The 21306-nt window shown below is 35.5% G+C and carries 12 protein-coding genes; 2 read left to right on the top strand and 10 right to left on the bottom strand.

Annotated features, from left to right (window positions below):
- Positions 1 to 278 precede the first annotated feature (278 nt).
- Positions 279 to 932 carry an endonuclease III gene (gene nth, locus O9307_RS05170; RefSeq protein ID WP_159683440.1) on the top strand — a complete coding sequence of 218 codons (654 nt, stop codon included), beginning with the start codon at positions 279 to 281 and terminating at the stop codon, positions 930 to 932.
- A 306-nt stretch (positions 933 to 1238) separates the two neighbouring features.
- On the opposite strand, the gene O9307_RS05165 is transcribed toward nth, so the two are convergent.
- From O9307_RS05165 to O9307_RS05130, 8 genes are all read right to left on the bottom strand, one after another.
- Positions 1239 to 1823: a sigma-70 family RNA polymerase sigma factor gene (locus O9307_RS05165; protein WP_298296007.1), complete on the bottom strand. Its 585-nt coding sequence runs from the start codon at positions 1821 to 1823 to the stop codon at positions 1239 to 1241.
- A gap of 261 nt (positions 1824 to 2084) precedes the next feature.
- On the bottom strand, positions 2085 to 2843 hold the full coding sequence (locus tag O9307_RS05160) for a glycoside hydrolase family 16 protein (protein ID WP_298296005.1): 759 nt from the start codon (positions 2841 to 2843) through the stop codon (positions 2085 to 2087).
- 206 nt (positions 2844 to 3049) lie between these two features.
- Positions 3050 to 5314 carry a beta-glucosidase BglX gene (gene bglX, locus O9307_RS05155; protein ID WP_298296003.1) on the bottom strand — a complete coding sequence of 755 codons (2265 nt, stop codon included), beginning with the start codon at positions 5312 to 5314 and terminating at the stop codon, positions 3050 to 3052.
- 95 nt (positions 5315 to 5409) lie between these two features.
- The gene (locus tag O9307_RS05150) at positions 5410 to 7050 is read right to left on the bottom strand and encodes a family 16 glycosylhydrolase (protein WP_298296001.1); all 1641 of its coding nucleotides are present in this window, start codon (positions 7048 to 7050) and stop codon (positions 5410 to 5412) included.
- 13 nt (positions 7051 to 7063) lie between these two features.
- Positions 7064 to 8653, bottom strand: a complete 1590-nt coding sequence (locus O9307_RS05145) for a hypothetical protein (RefSeq protein ID WP_298295999.1) — start codon at positions 8651 to 8653, stop codon at positions 7064 to 7066.
- 12 nt (positions 8654 to 8665) lie between these two features.
- Positions 8666 to 10144: a RagB/SusD family nutrient uptake outer membrane protein gene (locus O9307_RS05140; RefSeq protein WP_298295997.1), complete on the bottom strand. Its 1479-nt coding sequence runs from the start codon at positions 10142 to 10144 to the stop codon at positions 8666 to 8668.
- Positions 10145 to 10155: 11 nt separating this feature from the next.
- Positions 10156 to 13200 carry a TonB-dependent receptor gene (locus O9307_RS05135; RefSeq protein WP_298295995.1) on the bottom strand — a complete coding sequence of 1015 codons (3045 nt, stop codon included), beginning with the start codon at positions 13198 to 13200 and terminating at the stop codon, positions 10156 to 10158.
- 241 nt (positions 13201 to 13441) lie between these two features.
- Positions 13442 to 16249 carry a triple tyrosine motif-containing protein gene (locus O9307_RS05130; protein ID WP_298295993.1) on the bottom strand — a complete coding sequence of 936 codons (2808 nt, stop codon included), beginning with the start codon at positions 16247 to 16249 and terminating at the stop codon, positions 13442 to 13444.
- 191 nt (positions 16250 to 16440) lie between these two features.
- On the opposite strand from O9307_RS05130, the gene uvrA reads away from it, so the two are divergent.
- Entirely contained in the window at positions 16441 to 19251 is a 2811-nt protein-coding gene (gene uvrA / locus O9307_RS05125) for an excinuclease ABC subunit UvrA (protein ID WP_298295992.1), read from the top strand.
- A gap of 92 nt (positions 19252 to 19343) precedes the next feature.
- Here the strand turns inward: uvrA and O9307_RS05120 are convergent, their stop codons facing one another.
- Entirely contained in the window at positions 19344 to 19640 is a 297-nt protein-coding gene (locus tag O9307_RS05120) for a hypothetical protein (protein ID WP_298295991.1), read from the bottom strand.
- A gap of 251 nt (positions 19641 to 19891) precedes the next feature.
- The gene (locus O9307_RS05115; RefSeq protein ID WP_298295990.1) at positions 19892 to 20812 is read right to left on the bottom strand and encodes a mechanosensitive ion channel domain-containing protein; all 921 of its coding nucleotides are present in this window, start codon (positions 20810 to 20812) and stop codon (positions 19892 to 19894) included.
- Positions 20813 to 21306: the final 494 nt, after the last annotated feature.

Raw genomic sequence — 21306 nt, 5'->3', positions numbered from 1 at the left:
TGCCTTCTGCTTTCTGCCTTCTGCCTTCTGCCATCTGCCTTCCGATTTCTGGTTTGTTTTAGCTATTCGTAATCGTTAAAGAAATGCGTTATGCCCCAGATGGTAGTGGAAAGCCCGGACTGAAAAACTGTTATTTTTTCTTGATGAAAAAGAGCGACCAACGGAAGCTCCTTTTTTATCTTAGAAAAATACAGTTTTGAAGGAGGACTTGCAACGTACAGCTGGATTAGGCACATTATAAAAAATAGGCTATTTTTACCTTTTATAAAAGTAGTAAAATGACCAAACAGGAGCGCGTAACATTTGTTATAAATACGTTAAAAGAATTCTACCCAACGATTCCGATTCCCTTAGATCATAAGGATCCTTATACTTTATTAGTTGCTGTTTTGCTTTCAGCACAATGCACAGATGTGCGGGTAAACCAAATTACACCGCTGTTGTTTGCCAAAGCGGATAATCCTTATGATATGGTGAAATTATCGGTAGAGGAGATTAAAGAAATCATTCGCCCGTGTGGTTTGTCGCCTATGAAATCAAAGGGAATTTATGGTTTGTCTGAGATTTTAATTGAAAAGCATAATGGTCAGGTGCCACAGAGTTTTGAAGCGCTAGAGGAATTGCCTGCTGTGGGACACAAAACGGCTAGTGTAGTGATGTCGCAAGCTTTTGGCGTACCTGCTTTTCCGGTTGACACACACATTCATCGGTTGATGTATCGCTGGAATTTAACGAACGGAAAGAACGTAGTTCAGACTGAAAAAGATGCCAAGCGATTGTTTCCTGAGGAGCTTTGGAACGACTTGCACCTGCAAATTATTTGGTATGGCAGAGAATATTCGCCTGCGAGAGGTTGGGATATCGAGAAAGATATCATCACCAAAACCATTGGTAGAAAGTCTGTTATTGACGACTATTATAAAGGGAAGTAAATAACTCAGCAAAAAAATATATATAAAAAGCCCAAAATCGAGAATGATTTTGGGCTTGTTCTTTTAGTGAAGTACTAAAATTGTCTAATGCAATGCCTAATTGGCTATAATTTCAAAACTATTGGTCTTTGTTTTTAAGACTGCTAAGGCTTTGGAATAATTTAAAAGAAAAGAAACTACTTCTTTTTTGGGTTTTAATTCTTTTGAAAATGCATTTTTTTTAGAGTAAATTTTGGCCATGTAATTTAAATATAGTTAATGATAAGCTTGATATCAAAATACAACGACAAAATTTACTATTTAGTGTCAATTCGTTAAAATAATTTGATGTTTGTCGATAACTTTTCTCAAATTAAGCAACGCATAACGCATTCTTCCTAAAGCAGTATTGATGCTTACTCCTGTAATTTCTGAGATTTCTTTAAAACTCATGTCTTGATACATACGCATCATCAACACTTCCTTTTGATCATCGGGTAATTCGTGGATGATGCGACGAAGGTCTATTTCGACTTGAGAAGCAATCAATTGGTTTTCGACAGTCAAAGAATCATCTGACATTATTGAGAAAATTGAAAATTCTTCAGTTTCTCTATAAAGTGGCATCTTTTTGTTTTTTCTAAAATGGTCAATAATTAAATTGTGGGCAATGCGCATTACCCAAGGTAAAAACTTACCTTCTTCGTTATAAGAAGTAGATTTTAAGGTTCGGATTACTTTGATGAATGTATCTTGAAAAATATCATTTGCTACATCACGATCTGGAATTTTGGAATATATGAATCCAAAAATTTTGGATTCATGGCGTTTAATTAATAGTTCTAGTGCTTTTTCGTTACCAGAAACATACTCTTGAACTAAATACGCGTCGGTGAATTGATTATTAGCCATAGTTTTACCTTTTAGTTTAGTTTTAAATTTGGGGAAATTCTCTAAAAAGTAGTTTTAAACTATAGGCCTTATTGGTTTTGGTTAGTTAATGAGCAATTTTAACAAATAATTATCTTAATAAACAAATAAAAAATACAAAAATTAAGAATTATCATTAAATAAAAATAAAAAAAAGCCTGAATTCTTAAAAATAAGACCAGGCTTTCCTCGTTCAGCATTTTTGGATATAACTTGTTTTTGGAAAAAGTTATTTCTTAAAAATTATTGATATACTTTGATGTAATCAATGTAAAAATAATCCGGAAGTGCCGCATCATCTACAATTTGGCCACCAAAATTACCACCTATCGCCAAATTGGCTAAAAAATAAAACGGTTGATTGTACGGCCAAGTGTTTTCATTCTTTTCTTTGGGTTGAAAAGTGTAAGTCAATTGGTTGTCTACATAAAAAGCAATCTTGTCCTTATCCCAATCGATGGCGTACAAATGATAACCTTTTTCGATATCTGGAATCGTAGTTTTCTTGGTATTTATGGTATTTCCGTGACTGTCTTGTGTATGCAATGAATTGAAAATAACGTGAGGTTCACGGCCTACGTACTCCAATATATCAATTTCACCGCATTTTGGCCAACCTGCTTCTTTGAAGTTAGAACCCAACATCCAGAAGGCAGGCCATAAACCATTAGCCACGGGTAATTTGGCTCTAATCTCAAATCGTCCGTATTGGAACTCTTTTTTGCTTTTGGTATTTATTCTAGTCGAAGTATATTTATTGCCTTCTTTTTTGGCTTTAATTACCAAATTCCCTTTCTCAATCGCGTGATTCGAATCGGTGTACAATTGTCGTTCGTTGTTTCCCCAACCGCAATTAGGGCAACCATCGCCAATTTCGATATTCCAAACTTTTTCGTCAAGGGTTTTTCCGTTAAAATTTTCTTCCCAGACTAGTTTTCGTTGTGTTTGCTGAGCAAAACTGCAACTCACCACTCCTACTATTAGTAGTATATACTTTTTCATCCCTAAAAATTAATTCGTTATTTTTTTACCCAGAGAGGGCAAATCATAAAATATAAAGCGTTGATTTAAACTTGTATTTCTAATTTTTTTCAGGTATCCTCATTAAAGAGTATACGTTCGAAGTAAAAAAAAACACCATTAAAAATTGATTCATCTTGCAGCAGTAATGAAAACAAAATACAAGTTAAACCAACTACTATTACTTTTTAATTATTAAATTGAAAATCTGCCTGTACCGTTTGTGCTGAGCTTCCGCCCACAAATACTTTAAAATCACCAGCTTCAGCTTCCCATTTTGCATTGGCTGTATAGAACTCGATTGTTTTTTCATCAATGGTAAAAACTACTTTTTTAGATTCATTGGGCTGTAATTCAATCATTTCAAAACCTTTCAATTCTAAAACTGGTCGAGTTACACTAGCAAATAAATCCCTGATATACATTTGAACCACTTCTTTACCTGCCACTTTACCAGTATTGGTAATTGTAACCGAAACTTCAATTTTACCATTTGTTTTAAATGAAGAAGATGATAACTTCAAATCTGAATAGTCAAATTTGGTATAACTCAATCCGAAGCCAAACGGATAAAGAGGCGTGTGTTTTTCATCGATATAATGCGACCAAAAAACACTTTCTGGTTCGTTTGCAGCTGGTCTTCCTGTATTTTTATGATTATAATAAATAGGAACTTGGGCTACATTTCGAGGAAAGGTCATGGGTAATTTTCCGCTAGGATTGTAATCGCCGTACAAAACTTGGGCAATTGCGTTGCCGCTTTGCGTTCCTAATTGCCAAGCCTCTACAATCGCTGGAATATGTTCGTCAGCCCAAGGCAAAGCCAGTGGTCGTCCATTATTTAGTACCAAAACAATCTTTGGATTTACAGCATAAACCGCCTCAAGCAATTCTTGTTGCACGCCAGGTAAACCAATATCAGTTCTACTGCGTCCTTCTCCAGATTGCAAACCGTGTTCTCCAAGCACCATTATCACAACATCCGCATTTTTGGCTGCTGTAATTGTCTCTTCAAAATCGCTTTTATCTGTTGTATTGATTTTGGTTTCAAAAACAAATTTAGGTTCTCCCAAAGCTACATCAGCGCCTTTGGCATACGTCAATTGATTATCTTTGTAGGCTTGTAATCCTTCTAAAACAGAAACAGCAGTATTATCATCAGCTGCAAGTCGCCAACTGCCCAATGGACTTGTTTTATCAGCCGCGAGTGCTCCGATTAATGCTATTTTTTGTCCTGATTTCTTAAGTGGTAAAATCTCGTCTTTGTTCTTTAACAATACCATTGATTTTTTGGCCATTTCTAAAACCTGCTGATGGAATTCTGGTTTACCAACCGTAGTTTTTTCATATTCCTCATTGCAATATTTATAAGGATTATCGAATAAGCCTAAAACGAATTTGGTTCTAAGGATACGCTTTACCGCTTCATCGAGGGTGCTTTCTTTTACTTTTCCTTCGCGAACAAGTTGTACCAAATGCTCTACATAAGCACTAGATTCCATATCCATATCAGAACCTGCATTGATCGCCAACTCGGCAGCATGTTTTAAATCTTTTGCGTAGCCATGCACTTGCATTTCCATAATAGAACCCCAATCAGACACCACAAAACCTTGAAATCCCCAATCTCCTTTTAGGATTTTTCGTTGCAAATAGGCATTACCTGTTGCAGGAATTCCATCCAATTCATTGAAAGAGTTCATAAAGGTTCTCACTCCAGCATCGACTGCGGCCTTAAAAGGAGGGAAAACGATATTTTGTAAAGTAGATTCACCAATATCGACCGTGTTATAATCCCTACCCGCTTCGGAAAAACCGTAACCTGCAAAATGTTTGGCACAAGCTAAAATATTCTTATTGGAACTTAAATCACCTTGAAAACCAAGCACTCTAGCTTTTGCAATCAAGCTTCCTAAATAGGTATCTTCGCCAGCACCTTCCATTACTCTACCCCAACGTGCATCTCGAGATATATCTACCATTGGTGCAAATGTCCAATTGATTCCCACTGCTCCAGCTTCTTCAGCTGCCATAGCTGCCGATTGCTGAATGGCTTGTAAGTCCCAGCTAGCCGCTTCAGCCAACGGAATTGGACTAATGGTCTTATAGCCGTGAATTACGTCAAAACCAAATAACAAAGGAATACCCAATCGGGTTTGTTCTACGGCGATTTTTTGTAAGGTTCTCACCTCTTTTACTCCTTTAACATTGAGCATCGAACCTACTAAACCTTTCTTTAAATCTTCGTATTTTTTAGCGGCTTGTCCTTCTTTTGGTGAAGGACCAGTAACATCCCAAAAACCATTGTATTGGTTTAACTGTCCAACTTTTTCCTCCAAAGTCATTTTCTTTAGTAAAGAAGTAACTTTTTTATCCAAGCTCACTGCGGAGTAAACGGGTTTAGTTTGGGCAGTTATAGAACCGAGATGCAAACCTGCAATAAATAATGCCATTACAAGTTGTTTTTTGTTTGTTAGTATCATAAGCACGCTGTTAAAAAAATAGAAGATTGATTTTGCATCAATCTTCTATTGGAATTAGTTTTTAATTATTGGTACACTCTGATGTAATCCACTTCCATAGTTGCTTGTGTGAAAGCAGGATCAATTGTTCCCCCAAAAGTTCCGCCCATGGCGACATTTAGAATCAAGAAAAAGTCTTTATTGAAAGGAACGGAATTACTATTTGCAAATGAATGAAATAATTTATCATCAACATAAAACTTTATCGAAGTTGCTGTCCAAATTGTTTTATACACATGAAATTCTGTGGTTGCGTTGGCAATAGTTGTGGTATTTGTGTTTGCATTTCCTCCAGAATTACCTGGAAAATGCAAAGAACCATGAATCACATTTGGAGCACTCCCTCTATGTTCCATAAAATCGATTTCTCCACAAGCTGGCCAAGTGTTTGTTTTGTAATCTGCTCCTAAAGACCATACTGCTGGCCAAGTTCCTGCACCTGCTGGCAATTTAGCTTTGAATTCAATTTTACCATACTTAAAGGCGTACTTATCCTCTGATTTCAAACGGGCTGAAGTGTAGTTAGCTCCTTCTTTTTTAGCTGTGATTTTAAGCACACCTCCTTGTACAACAGCATTTGTCGCACTATTAGTATAGGTTTGCACTTCATTATTACCCCAACCGCCAGCACCTAAATCATACCCCCATTTGGTTGCATCTGGAGCTCCATCGGAATTGAATTCATCGGAGAAAACTAATTTAGTAAAATCGTCTGTAGGCGCTTGACTAGGCTTGGTAGTTGTAAAAGTTTGGTACCATGCCAAATCAGCATTGTTGGCTTGTACAAAACGAACGGTCATTCTATTATCTGTAATAGAAAGAATTTCGTACTGTGTAGCACCAGCATAATACCCCATGAATCCACCATCAGAAAAATTCATAACCGTACCAGTTATTTTTGAAGCAACATTTGGGTTTTTGGAAATCACAGAAGTAGATGGCGCCAATGAAACAATCTTAGTTCCAGCAGTATTGAATGGCAAACATTGGTCATCTCCACCATTGGTTCCACCACCTACACTTTTGTAAGAGTTTTGAAAAAAAGTGTTTCCTTTATTATCCTGTTTGAACTCAATTTTACCATTAACTAAAGCAAAAGTAAATTCTCCATCATAAAAACAAGTAGACGCCTTTTCAAAAGCAGCTGCTTGATACCATTTTGGATAATAATTTTCATCATTATTGGTACTATTTGGACCAACTCCTAAATGAGCTACTTCATTGGCTGCTATATACCATTTTTTTCCAGCAGCTGTTCCTCCCGTTAGGAAGTTAGTAGATTTTAGATCATTGAAATTACTGAATACTTTAACTTCTACTACGGTGGAAGAACTAACACCTCCTTTACCATTAGCAATAACGGTAACATTGTAAGTATTCAATCCAACTGTTGCGAAACCATGTTCCGTAACACCAGAAGGAGATACTTCTGAAAGTCCATCACCAAAAACAAATTTATAGCTGATTGCATTATCTGCTTTTGCCGTAAATTTCACTTTACCTGATCCATCTCCATTAGGAGCCTGTACAGTCTTACCAACGATATCAACCGTTACGACTAAGTTGGTAGGTGTATCCAAAGAGCCGAACTCTACATTATCGTTTTGACAATTGACCATCGTAAGGAGGAAAAAAGTCGCTGTTATATATTTTAATATATTTTTCATTTTTAGAATAATTTTAGTTGGATTGTTTGATGTCGTCAAGGTAATACGTAGCTCCCGCTCCAGCTACACCAAAATCAGGAAATAAAGCTATTAGATTATAAGTCTTTGAAGCGTCATATTTTCCTGCCAAATCGAAAGTTAACACTTCCCAAGCATTAGCAACTGTTGTAGTCGCAGGAACTTCGAAATTAATTCCTGAATTGGATTTGTCTTCCATTTTGAAAAGAATTTGCGCTCCTACTTTAGGTGACCAAACGGTAATTTTCATTTTTGTTCCTTTTGTGAAATCAATTTTTGTATCTAAAAGTAGTGTTGCACCTGCCCAAGTTTGTGCGCCAGATGGTTTTTCCATTTTTAGCACTTTGTTCGAAACATTACTACCAGAAGGATTTGGATTTGCAATTACAGTCGCTTTATCTTCCATTCCACCAAAACCAGTCCATGCATACGTTAACGAAGTCGATTCAAAATCAATCGGAAATTGTAATAATGCAGATGGCGATTTATAGAAATAAATATTGTCAATAAATACCGAGCCTTTGGCCCATGGCGTTCCAACAAATTTCAATTGAAAAATATCGGCTACGGTTAGTCCCTGACTAGTAAAGGCTGAAATTGGAATATCAATACTGGTCCATTGATTGGCTACAAGATCTTTAACCACTGGTTTTTCTCCATTGGTTTTACTAATCAATGAGGTTTCAATTTTAGCCAAATCTGCGGTCCATACATCCATGTGAATGAATTCCATTCCTGACACATTGATCGTTGTCCCGTCAGCCAAAGCAATTCCTTGGTAACTCAAGTTGATATAATTTAGCATTTTATCGCCATTCAAATCAAATTCAGCCCAACTACTACCCTGACCTGCTTGCCCCCAATCTGGGAAGAAATTAGTTCCAGCCACGTTAGTATATTTTGATCCGTAAAGTGAAATCACATCCGAAGCTTGTCGGTTTGGTGGCGTAGGTGCCGAAGCACTTGGCCTATTTATAGCAGTAACCGTAAAATCTTTTGAATACTCTGTAGTCTTTATAGCTGCACTTTTAGAAACCACACGAATTTTATATACTCCCGCAGCTTGATACGTATATGAAGTTGATTCGCCATTATTGACCGAAATTGGGTCTGGTTTTCCAGGTTCTCCAAAATATACGTCATAAAACAATGCGAAATCAGCAGTTGCTTTTACTGTAACTTTTTTAGAAACCGTCAAATCATTTTCGATGGTAACCACAAGATTTTCTGGTGCTCTAAAGGCCACTACTACTTTTTGGATTACCTCCGTTCTTTTCCCGTCAATGGTAGTACCTACAATTTTGGCATCATAGACTCCTTCTTTATAAACATGATCTACAGTACCTCCCGGAGAAACGTATCCTGGAGTAGTTGTTCCATCACCATAAAAAATTTCATAACGAGTAACTCCTTCGCCTTTTGGCAAGAAAGTAACTTTTCCAGTATTATCTTGTGTAACTGTTGTTAAAGCAGCTATATTACTAGGAGCAGCGACACTACTCACATCTATAAGGTCATTTTCGTTAGAGCAGCTTACTCCTAAAATAAGCGCTAACATGCTTAGTATATATACTATTTTTTTCATCTTTTTTATGTTTTAGTATCCAGGGTTTTGTTGCCAATTTCCGTTTGAAAATTGAATTTCTTCAATAGGTAAAGGGAATAATTCGTTTTTATTAGCCGTAAATCCTGGGATTCTCCCAGCTGCTTTACCCGTTCTAACTAGGTCGAAGAAACGGTGTCCTTCTCCCAAAAGTTCCACTCTTCTTTCTGCCAAAATAAAATCTGTTAAAGCTGCTCCAGAAGCTGTAATGTCATGATTGGTATCGCCAAAAGCACGACGACGTACTTGATTCAAATACAATCTGGCTTTAGTATCATCAATTCCGCCGCGGCTATTGGCTTCGGCAGCCATCAAAAGTACATCAGCATAACGAATGGCTCTGTAGTTGTTTGGATTGGTCAAATTCAAATCTCCAGCTGCATTGGCACTTCTTTTTCTTGGTAAATATTTTCTGTTGAAATATCCTGTGTGTTCGTTTCCTTTACCAAAAGTAGCGCTCGTGCTAGCTGCCCATGCCTCAATGTCTAGAATAGCTACATCTTTTCTACGGTCACCAATTTCGAAAGCACTAGCCGCTTCTTTGGTAGGGACATTAAAACTAAATCCAGAAGAAAAAACACTACCTGAATAGTTTCTAATACCATTAAACCCAACTGCTACATTCCCTTCACTACATTGTAAACATCCAAATCCAGCTCCTTCAATATCTGTATATTGTACTTCAAAAACAGATTCTGCATTGTTTTCGCCAGCTTCTTCAAAAATAGAATTATAGTCTGTAACCAAAGAATAAGTATTAGCGGTAATAACGCTTTCCAAAGTAGTTGCAGCTTGCGTGAATTTATTTTGATACAAATACGCTTTTCCAAGCAAAGCCAATGCTGCACCTTTGGTAGCGCGCCCTTTTTGAGAAGGTACAGCCGCCAAATTAGCCGAAGCAAAAATCAAATCCGCTTCAATAGAAGCATATACTTCTTGAATTGTGGCTCTTTTGATGGTTTTTTCATCACCAATTTTGAAGCGAGCATCCCCTTTCATTGGAATACCTCCAAACCATTTAACCAATTCGAATTGATAGTAAGCACGTAAAAAACGAGCTTCGGCAATGATCTGGTTTTTACCTGAAAAATCAGTTTTGTCTTTGAATTCCAAAATATAATTGGCGCGTTGCACTCCAGCAAACATCCAGTTCCATAAATCACGTAAATTGCTATTTACGGGCGTATGAATCATATCGTCTACTTGTTGAAAACCTATCACATCGGTTGGACTTTCTCCACCGGCTAGCGTATTATCTGAGGCGATTTCTCCCAACAACACATTCACATACGATGATTGTAATAAATCGTAAGCAGCTACTAGTGCTTTGTCATAATCATCCTTAGAATTAAAATAATTTTCCGAATCTATAGAGTATTCAGGGGAACGATCTACAAAATCATCCGAGCAAGAGGTAACTGTAAGTGCGGTAACAAATACGGTTGCTATCGTAAAAAAAAGATACTTTTTCATTGTAATTGCAATTAAAAATTAATGTTTAGTCCAAACAAATAGGTTCTTGGAACAGGATAAAATCCATAATCAATTCCACCTCCAATTGGTGCTCCATTCGACGCTCCCGGATCGTAACCTTTGTATTTAGTGAAAGTGTATAAATTGTTTACCCCTGTATAAATTCTGAATTTTGAAATTCCAATTTTTTCAGAAACGCTTGGACTTAAAGTGTATCCTAATTGAACATTTTGAATTCTAATGTAAGAAGCATATTCTACAAAATAATCCGAGAATACATTATTTGAAGTAGCTCCTGTAGTTACTCTAGGTGTTGCGTTGCTAGAACCTTCGCCTGTCCATCGATCTAAAACATAATTCAAGCGGTTGGCATCGGACAAGGTTCTTTCGTAATTACGAACCATATCATTCCCCACCGAAGCAAAAGTGTAAATCGCAAAATCTAAATTCTTATAATTCATTTGCATATTGAAACCCATTGTAGCGGTTGGAATTGGATCGCCAATATTGGTTCTATCATTGGCATTTATGATGCCGTCGCCATTGGTATCTACATATCGAATATCGCCTGGGGCAGCATTAGCTCCTAAAGCAATTTGAGAAGGGTGCGCATTGACTTCGGCTTGGTTTTGAAAAATTCCATCTGTTTTGTAACCAAAGAAATATCCAATTGGCTTTCCAACTTCCATTCTTGAAGGCGCGGGTTGCCCTACACCAAAAGATCCTCCTTCGATGAATCCTGTTCCATTATCAACAGCCAAAACTTCATTTTTAAGGAAAGTCACATTGTATCCTAAACTCAATGATAAATCATTAGTAAAAGTATGTTTGAAATCCATCGAAAATTCAACTCCTGAATTTCGTACTGTTCCTGCATTCAAGGTCGGCGCTCCAGCTCCTGGTGCAGCAATACCATTAATACCCGAAACAGGGATGTTTGGGATTAATAAGTCTTTACGAGTATCGATGAAATAATCTGTCACTATAGATACTTTGTTGTCGAACAATTTTAAATCTAAACCAACGTCAAATTTTCTAGCTTCTTCCCATTTCAAATCAGGATTTGGCGTTTGTCCAACCGCTGTTCCGTTTACCAATGCGCCATTAAACACATAAGTTGCTTCGCCTCTTAATTGACCAACATACCCATTGTTTGGAATTTGGTCATTCCCCAAAGTACCATAACTCGCTCTTAATTTCATAAAATTAAGTGTTTTGGATTCTCCATAAAAAGGTTCATCTGAAACAATCCAACCTGCGGTAAATGATGGAAAATATCCTACTCGGTTGTTGGGTCCAAATTTAGTAGAAGCATCACGTCTTAACATGGCTGATAATAAGTATCTTCCTTTGAAATCGTATTGAATTCTACCAAAGTAAGACAATCTTCTTTCGTCATACGCATAAGAGCTGTTGGTTTTAGCATCTAATGTTCCTGTGGTCAATGAGATGTCGGCAAAGTCCCAAGAATTATTTGGCACATCATAACCTGTTGCATAAAGTCCATTGCCCCATTCTTTGAAAATGGTATTTCCAATAGTTCCTACAAAACTGTGGTTTTCTCCGATTTTTTTGGTGTAAGTTCCAAAAATATCGAAAGAGTAATTGTTGTCATTCACCGTTCCTTGTGTAACCGAGCTACGTTGTACATCAAAAACTTTCCCTCCATAATTTACTTGCTTAGCAAAATCTCTAGATTTACTATTAGAAGTATTAAAACCAATGGTACTAGAAAGCACAAAACCATCAAACAGTTTATAATCTAATCCGAAATTACCGTTCAATTTCTTATAATTATAATCGTTATAAGTATTATCTATTTGAGCTAGTGGGTTAATGATTTCAGTACCTAAACCAGTTGTACTTGGTACTAAAGTATAGTTACCATTTGTATCATACGGATTTAGAGTAGCTGGAGCGTTCAAAGCATTAAACAAGACAGAACCCAATCCGTTTTCATTTAATGCTTTTCTATTGAAATAAGTATAGATAACATTGGTTTTTAATTTCAATTTATCACTTAAATCCGCACCTAAAGACACTCTTGCCGTGTTTCTTAAAAATCCAGATTTATCACCACCAATAATCCCTTCTTGATCTAAATGCGAACCACTTACTGCATAAGTTACCTTATCAGATCCTCCTGAAATGGAAATATCATGATTAATGATAGGAACACCTGTATTGAATACTTCTTTTTGCCAATTGGTTCCTTTTCCTAAACCTGAAACATTTGGATAAGGAATAGTTTGACCGCCATTAGCATAACTTTCGTTCAATAACAAAGCATATTCTGTAGCATTTAGCGTAGGCAAAGTTCTTGTAGTTTCTTGAAAACCAACATAAGTATTGAAATTGATTTTTGTTTTGGCGTTCTTTTTTCCTGATTTAGTGGTGATCAAAATCACTCCATTAGCACCAATGGTTCCGTAGATGGCCGCTTGTGCATCTTTCAAAACAGTGATGGTTTCGATGTCGTTAGGGTTGAGCAGTCCTAATTCACCAACATATCCATCAATAATAGTGGTAGGTTTATTTTCACCATTAGTGGCAATCCCACGGATTCGGATGTCTAAAGCGGCACCTGGAGAACCCGACTGAGTCGTAACATTTACTCCAGAAACGGTTCCTTGAAGCGCTTGTTCAACCTTTATTGGCTTGATTACATCTAGAGCTTTGGCATCTAGAACCGAAACAGCTCCCGTTACCTCTCTTTTCTTTTGGCTACCGTAACCAATCACCACTACTTCTTTCAAAGCACTGGATTCTTCTTCCATTTTTATGGTTACATTTTGATTCCCTTTAACTGTGAGCTGAGTATCTTTATACCCTACATAACTAAAGAGTAGCACAGCATTGTCAGCTACTTTTGCTAACTTAAAGTCTCCATTAAAGTCGGTCGACACAGATTGCGAACCATTTTTTACCCTCACATTTACTCCCGGAAGTGAGGTTCCGGTTTTGGCATCGATTACCTTTCCGATGATTTCATTCGTTTGTGCGTACCCTAGAGAGGCCAGCAAAATGAATGCAATTACTACTAGTTTAGATTTCATAACATTTTGGTTTTGTATTGAATTCTAAAATTACTGTAACTACAACGTGATAGTTTAAAAAGAACCTCTACAAAAAATATACAATTCAAAAAAAGTTTTATTCATTTAAGTAAACCCTAAAAAAACAGCATAATTATTGCGAAAATAGCACAGCCAAAACCGTTTAACAAAAACAAAAAAAACCACAACAATTACAAATGTTGTGGTAATGTATAGGTGATTAATGCTTTTTTTGAAAAAACTATACGGCAAGAATGTATTCAACTAGGCCTTGCTCATGCGTTAAATCCATTTTTTTGCGCAAACGATATCTTTTTATCTCTACACTTCTCACCGAAATATTTAGCAAGGGAGCAATTTCTTTAGAAGAAAGATTCATTCTCAAATAGGCACAAAGTCTCAAATCATTTGGAGTCAATGATGGATGTATTTGTTTTACGCGTTTAAGGAAATCTTTATCAACACTATCAAATGCTTCACGGAAAACTTTCCAAGAATCTTCTTCGGTAATATTTTTATTGATCGTTGATATCACTGATTTTATATTCGAAGTATCGCTCGGAGCGGTTTTCTTTAAATCTTCTTTGATAAAAGCCAATAACTCGTTTTTACTATTCAAACTCATAGTCGAAACCGCTAATTCTCTGCTCTTAGAATCTACATCTTGCGACAATTGCTCGTTTCGTAATCGCATTAATTCTTGTTCGTTTTCGAGCTCTTTTATCTCAAGCAAAAGATTATTCTCCTCGATCAATTTCGCTTCTTGCTTTTCATAATAATTTTGATAAGCTCTATGAATGTAAAAAGCCAAAACAACAAATAATACCAGGTAAATAAATACCGCCAAATGGGTAAGATACCATGGCTTTACAACCGTAAAAGAATAACTTGCTGTGTTTTCTAACAAGGAATTAGAAAATTTTGCTCTTACCTTGAATACATAATTTCCTGGAGGTAAATTTTTGAAATTAATAGCCGATTTTGAACTCCATGCACTCCATTTTTCTTGAAACCCTTCCAATAAAAACTGATACTCAGCATTGATATATTTATTGTACTCAGGCACGGTAAAATTAAATGCGATGTTGTTTTGTTCATAATTGAATTTTCCATCCTCTGGAATTGCGTAATTGTATGAGCCTTCATTCAATCGATTCACAGCAATATTAGTAATGGCTACTTTGTAATTTTTAAAACTCAAATCATTCAAATTCAAGGTATAATAACCATCTGCCGTACCAATAAGAAAAACAGCATTAGACAACTGTGTACAATTTTCATACCCCAACATCGAATTCGTCAAGGAAGCTGGAATTGGAATCACATTATCCTTCAACTGATTGCTCAATTTACTTAAAGACAAATAATGGATATAGTTTTTGGTAAACAACCACAATCTATTGGAATTATCAACAATCATTTGACCTGAAGTATATTCATCTTTACTAAAAATAGTACTCAAAATCGGATCTTTGACAAATTGCTTGGTTGATGGATTTAACTTAAAAATACCTTCTTTATAGGCATAATAAATGGCGCCATTGAATTGTATTAAACTGGCATTTTTTCCTTTTCTAGGATAAGTATAAGTGTAAAAAGGAGCTGTTTTTGTCAACTCTTTATTCAATTGCAATCGAAAAACACCTTTGTATTCATGACTTATATAGACTTCAAGTTGCTTAGTGATTTCAAAACTTTTAACCGAATAATCAAATCCAGCAATTTTGTTTTTAAAAACCCATTGATTATTTATTTTTTGCAAAACCGAAATTCCGTAATAATTCCCTTGTAGTAGTAGATCTTTCCTGTTAGGAACTGGGCTAAACTTCCAAGTTCCAGAACTTTTAAAAATAGGAATCGCAATTCCGCCTTGTATCAAGAAACTTCCTGAATCATGACCACAGAAGAGTTCTCCATTCCATTCAAACAAAGACCAAACTTGTCCTTTCGTTCCGTTTATAAATTTAAAATCCTCATTCGAATCATATTTTTTATAAAAAAGGCCTTGATTCGTTCCTACATAAAGCTTTCCATCAATGAGTTTTGTGGCGTAAGTAGTTCCCAAAACCCCTGAATTATCCGTAAAACTCTTAATGGGTGATTGCAAATTGATGCAATTGATGCCATTATCTAAACCAATCCATAAATTTTTATCAATATCTTCAAACAAGGACAAAACAGTATTATTGCTCAATCCCTTGCTTTGATAAATATGATGTTGAAGCTTTCCATGCGTATCGATAATAAAAACGCCATTAGAAACGGTACCTACTGCAAAACTACCATTGGATAATTGCTGACTGTTGTAGATATTATTTGCAATTAACTGATGATCTACTTCTGTCGTAAATCGAGAAACTTTATTTTGAATCAAGGTATAAAAACCATTCCATTGCGTTTGTATCAAAAGTCCCTGATCGATAGCAAATACATTGATAATTTTATTGTTTTTCAGTATCGGATCATTCGAAACCAAACTTTCTTTTCCGCTTACGATTTCAAATAATCCATTCGAAACCGTTTGGTAGTAAATTGCATTGGACGTTCGATAGGATTTTAAAATGCCACTTTTAGGTGCAATAACTTTAAATGAGTCTTTTTTGGAATCATAAATAAAAATTTTGTTCAATGATTGAAAAATAATCCATTGGTCATAATTCAGTATATTCCAAAACTGCTCATCTTCCTGAATTTTGCTTTTAATTTTTTTGCTTAATGAAGTATAGCGTAATTGTCCATTTTTTTGGCGTACCCAATACCCAAACTCCATGTAACAGCCCGTGTAAATTCGCTGTCCAATTACTTTTACCGAACGAATTATCGTTTCGTTGGGCGAAGGATATAAATCCCATTTTGAGCCATCAAAAGTGAGTAAACCTTCGTTATTGGCAAAATACAAATATTGATTTTGATCCTGAGAGATCATCCAATTTTGATTGCCTGCTCCGTAAGTATTGGGAGCATATTTTACAATTGGTGGAAGTTCTTGAGCTAAAAAATTGAAAATAGAAAATAAAGCTACGAGTAAAAAAGTTTTTTGTAATCGCATGGGTTGAATGTTTATGTAAAACTATAACTTAATATTATAAATTCTAAATAAATGAACAGAAACAAAAGGAATTACCAACAAAAAACAATTAAAAACAAGGATTTTACAATACTAAGTAGACAAAAATTGTGATTCGTTCAAGCTTCAAAAACAGGGCAAAATTGATTACTTTTGTGCAAATTCATTTTATTATGTCGATTGACCTTTCTACATTAGACCCTAAACAAAATATAATTATCAAAGGCGCACAGGTTCACAATCTAAAAAACGTGGATGTTGTCATTCCTAGAAACAAATTAGTAGTGATTACCGGACTTTCGGGCTCTGGAAAATCAAGTTTGGCTTTTGATACCCTTTATGCCGAGGGGCAACGTCGCTATGTAGAAAGCTTGTCGTCCTATGCGCGACAATTCTTAGGTCGTTTGGATAAACCAAAAGTAGAATACATCAAAGGTATTGCTCCAGCCATTGCCATCGAACAAAAGGTAAACACGACCAATGCGCGCTCTACAGTGGGTACTTCAACAGAAATCTATGATTACATCAAGTTATTGTATGCGCGAATTGGACGTACCTACTCTCCTATTTCTGGCCAAGAAGTAAAGAAAAATACCGTAACCGATGTAGTCAATGTTGTAAAAACCTTAGCCTTGGATAGCAAATGGTTGCTTTTGGCACCTCTTCATGTTGAAGAAGGACGAAAACTACAAGATAAATTAAAAATACTACAGCAACAAGGTTTTGCAAGAGTACTTGTCGATCACGAAATGCTTCGTTTAGACGATTTCATTGCTTCTATTTCAGACAAAAAAGACAAAGAGTTAGAAAAATTGACTATCGAACTCATCATTGATCGTATTGTGGTTAAAACCGAAGAAGAATTCTACAATCGTTTGGCGGATGCTGTTCAAACCGCTTTCTATGAAGGAAAAGGAACATGTTTTCTACAAGAACTTAACGAAAAAAATAGATTTAGCTTCTCGAATAATTTTGAGCTAGATGGTATTGCTTTTCTAGAACCCAACGTTCATTTATTTAGCTTCAACAATCCTTATGGAGCTTGCCCTGCTTGTGAAGGCTACGGAAACATTATTGGTATCGACCCAGAACTCGTAGTTCCGAACACGACGCTTTCGGTATTTGAAAATGCAATCTATCCTTGGCGTGGCGAAAGCATGAGTTGGTTTAGAGATGAATTAGTAAACGCTGCCTACAAATTTGATTTTCCGATTCACAAACCTTATTTTCAGTTAACCGATGAACAAAAGGAACTCATTTGGACAGGAAATCAATACTTTCAAGGGCTGAATGATTTTTTTAAAGAATTAGAAGAAAAAAATTACAAAATACAGAATCGCGTGTTGCTCTCGCGTTATCGTGGCAAAACCAAATGCCCAAGTTGCAAAGGAAAACGTCTTAGATCAGAAGCTTCTTATGTGAAAGTTAATCATAAGACCGTTTCTGATTTAGTAGATTTACCAATCAAAAAGTTAGTAGATTTCTTCAAAGAAATTGAATTGGATGATTATGAACAACAAATCGCCAAACGTTTATTGATTGAAATAAATAATCGACTGTCTTTTTTGACAGAAGTAGGATTGGATTATTTAACCTTAAATAGAAACTCAGCCACTTTATCTGGTGGAGAATCACAACGTATTAATTTAGCCACTTCACTCGGAAGTAGTTTGGTAGGATCGATGTATATTCTAGATGAACCGAGTATTGGTTTGCACCCAAAAGATACCGAACGTTTAATTAACGTATTACTTTCGTTGCGAAATTTAGGAAATACCGTAATTGTGGTAGAGCATGATGAAGATATCATGAAAGCCGCCGATATGATTATTGATATTGGTCCTGAAGCCGGGACTTTTGGAGGAAACTTAGTCGCACAAGGGACTTTCGAAGAAATCCTAAAAGCAGATTCTTTGACCGCGAATTATTTGAGTAGCACCAAAACTATTGAAACTCCTAAGAAAAGACGTCCGTATAAAAATTACATCGAAATCATTGGTGCTAGAGAAAACAATCTACAAAACATCGATGTTGTTTTTCCTTTGGATGTGCTTACCGTTATAACTGGCGTTTCTGGTAGCGGAAAAAGTACTTTAATTAAGAAAATACTGTTTCCTGCGATGCAAAAAAAGTTGGAAAACGTAGGTGAAAAAGCAGGACAATTTACCGAAATGAAAGGCTCTTTTTCGCATATCAAACATATTGAATATGTAGATCAAAATCCGATAGGAAGAAGTTCTCGTTCGAATCCAGTGACGTACATCAAAGCCTACGATGATATTCGTGATTTGTTTGCCAAAGAAAAGCTTTCCAAAGTACGAGGGTATCAAGCCAAACATTTTTCGTTTAATGTAGATGGTGGTCGATGTGAAACGTGTAAAGGTGAAGGAACCATCAACGTAGAAATGGTTTTCATGGCCGATGTGCAATTGCCTTGCGAAACGTGTAATGGAAAACGATTCAAAAAAGAAATTCTAGAAGTTACCTTTGAAGATAAGAACATTCACGATATCCTCACTATGACCATCGATGATGCTATTTCTTTTTTTGAGCAACACAAACAAAGTAAAATTATTCAAAAATTACAGCCTTTGCAAGACGTTGGCTTGGGATATGTGCAGTTAGGACAATCATCGTCAACGCTTTCTGGTGGTGAAGCCCAGCGTATCAAATTAGCTTCTTTTTTAGTAAAAGGCGCCACCAAAGAAAAAGCCTTGTTTGTTTTTGATGAACCTACCACAGGTCTTCATTTTCATGACATCAAAAAATTACTCGCTTCATTTGACGCTTTGATTGAAAAAGGACATTCTATACTCGTTATAGAACACAATCTTGATTTGATAAAATGTGCCGATTGGATTATTGATTTAGGACCTGAGGGAGGAGAAAATGGAGGTAAGCTCTTAGCTGTTGGAACACCAGAAGAAGTAGTCAAAAATAAAAAATCAGTTACCGCAAAATACCTTAAAAATAAACTGAACTAAACTTCTAAATGTATGTTTAAAAAATTAGCCACGAATGCTGTACTAAAACAGAAATTCGTGGCTCTTTTTTTTAGGAAAACTATGAATTACAACTACCCCATATAACAATTTTCTTGAAAAACGTTTCCGTCTTCGTCAAGACCAACAACGATTTTCTTTGCTTTTGAAATATGACTCAAATAAAGCCAAACAATAGACCAAGCGCCTAGTGTTACACAAGATAATTTAAAATTTAACTTGTGATTGACTCTTTTTGGTTTCTTGGACAAAACTGCAAAAGGTAAAGCGTCATTTCTTTCTTCAATGACAAATCCTTCTTCTAATTTTGAGTTGATAGATTCTGTAAAAATAGTGAAATCCTCGTGGTTTATAGTTTGGTTGTTTTTCATGCTTTTTTAATTTTTAAAGATCAAAATCTAATCCAATTTTTAGATATTAATTTTTCACAAATTTACCTTAGTTAAATAGCATGTACAATACCCACTTTTAGTGATATTTGCTACAAAAGAACAATAAAAAAACACAACTAACTAAATATCAGTATATTAAATATTTTTAAATAAAAAAAACATTAGATAAAAGGCAATAAAACTCGTTAAATGACACCCAAAAACCGTTAAAAATCCATCTTCTATTTAATCTATTTCTTATTTTTAATATCACTATTTACCTGAAAAACAGTAGATTGATAATCACTAGATAAATACGACTCTGGGATAGTCGTATGATTCCCATCTCGAAGTGCTTTATAATGCAGTGACATAATTTCGATGCCAGCTTCATTAAAACAATCTTGAATGTTTTGATGCAAATTGGAATAAATGAGCGGTTGTTTTGTCGCTTCTTTGGTAAAAGCATTGATTTCATAGGAAACATAAAAATCATCTAAACTGGTTTGTAATACAAATGGTTTGGGCTCTTTCTCGATTAAATCTGTACGATTTGCTGCTTCAATTAGGGCTTTATGCACTTCACGCCATGGAACATCATAACCAATTGTTACTGTTGAATGAATTACTAATCCATTGGTATTAGTTCTTGTATTGGATGAAAAATTTATTGATGAACTTGATAAAACAGTGGCATTAGGAATAGTAATATCTTCCATTTTGGGGGTGCGGACCCTAACTACCAAAGCCGTTTTCTCTATCACCTCACCGTTTACTTCGCCAATCTTGATAAAATCTCCAATTTTAAAAGGACGCATATAAGTGATTACTAATCCAGCAACCATATTGGCAATGGCATTCGAAGAACCAATGGAGAACAAAACACCAACAAATACGGTAACTCCTTTGAAAATGGGCGACTCAGAACCTGGGAGGTACGGAAAAATGATGACTAACATAAAAGCATACAACAATACTTTTACAATATTAAACGTTGGTTTTGCCCAATCGCTGTAAAACCCATCAATGTTGATGTTCTCCTTTTGGATTTCATCTACAAAATATTTGATAATTTTTAGAGCATAGCGAAACAATACTACAATAACGATAATGGAAAACAGATTAGGTAGGAAGTCAATAAAACTCACCAAAGCGAATTTGGCGGGTTTCATAATCCAATGAATCAGCGTCGTTGTGTAACCAACTGTTGATGGAAAAACACTGAAAAGCAAAGGAAGAGAGAGGTAAATAATAAAAATAAAAACTATGAAACGAATGATTCCAATAATACGTAAGGTAAAATTAAGCTGGTTTGATGGTGATAAAATGTGAAAATTCTTGATTAAAATGCCTTTGAAATATTTATTCTCATTGCGGTTTAAAAATTTTTAACCTTTCTAAAAACTACGTTTATACCAAACAAGAGCAAACAAATACATCCTATAAATAGTAATTCTAGCGCAATGCGTTTCATCCACTTAATAGGGGCGTTGTTCTCTTTGGCTTTTAGAATAGATTCAGCAATTAAGTAATCAGAATAAAATAATGTCGTATTTTATTGTTTATATGTAGTTAAATTTGTATATTTATCTCATTATGAGATATGTAAACCTAAAAAAAGAAGAGATTGAAGTGTTAGAACACCTTCATCAAAATAGCCCTAATA

The sequence above is a fragment of the Flavobacterium sp. genome (assembly GCF_027531905.1).
Classification (GTDB): Bacteria; Bacteroidota; Bacteroidia; order Flavobacteriales; family Flavobacteriaceae; genus Flavobacterium.
The sequence above is the reverse complement of the archived record's forward strand: the minus strand, read 5'-3'. Positions and strand labels throughout refer to the sequence as shown.

Excerpts from the sequence above, each read along its gene's own strand:
- nth (WP_159683440.1), top strand. The coding sequence starts at position 279 with ATGACCAAACAGGAGCGCGTAACATTTGTTATAAATACGTTAAAAGAA.
- O9307_RS05165 (WP_298296007.1), bottom strand. The coding sequence starts at position 1,823 with ATGGCTAATAATCAATTCACCGACGCGTATTTAGTTCAAGAGTATGTT.
- O9307_RS05160 (WP_298296005.1), bottom strand. The coding sequence starts at position 2,843 with ATGAAAAAGTATATACTACTAATAGTAGGAGTGGTGAGTTGCAGTTTT.
- bglX (WP_298296003.1), bottom strand. The coding sequence starts at position 5,314 with ATGGCATTATTTATTGCAGGTTTGCATCTCGGTTCTATAACTGCCCAA.
- O9307_RS05150 (WP_298296001.1), bottom strand. The coding sequence starts at position 7,050 with ATGAAAAATATATTAAAATATATAACAGCGACTTTTTTCCTCCTTACG.
- O9307_RS05145 (WP_298295999.1), bottom strand. The coding sequence starts at position 8,653 with ATGAAAAAAATAGTATATATACTAAGCATGTTAGCGCTTATTTTAGGA.
- O9307_RS05140 (WP_298295997.1), bottom strand. The coding sequence starts at position 10,144 with ATGAAAAAGTATCTTTTTTTTACGATAGCAACCGTATTTGTTACCGCA.
- O9307_RS05135 (WP_298295995.1), bottom strand. The coding sequence starts at position 13,200 with ATGAAATCTAAACTAGTAGTAATTGCATTCATTTTGCTGGCCTCTCTA.
- O9307_RS05130 (WP_298295993.1), bottom strand. The coding sequence starts at position 16,249 with ATGCGATTACAAAAAACTTTTTTACTCGTAGCTTTATTTTCTATTTTC.
- uvrA (WP_298295992.1), top strand. The coding sequence starts at position 16,441 with ATGTCGATTGACCTTTCTACATTAGACCCTAAACAAAATATAATTATC.
- O9307_RS05120 (WP_298295991.1), bottom strand. The coding sequence starts at position 19,640 with ATGAAAAACAACCAAACTATAAACCACGAGGATTTCACTATTTTTACA.
- O9307_RS05115 (WP_298295990.1), bottom strand. The coding sequence starts at position 20,812 with ATGAAACCCGCCAAATTCGCTTTGGTGAGTTTTATTGACTTCCTACCT.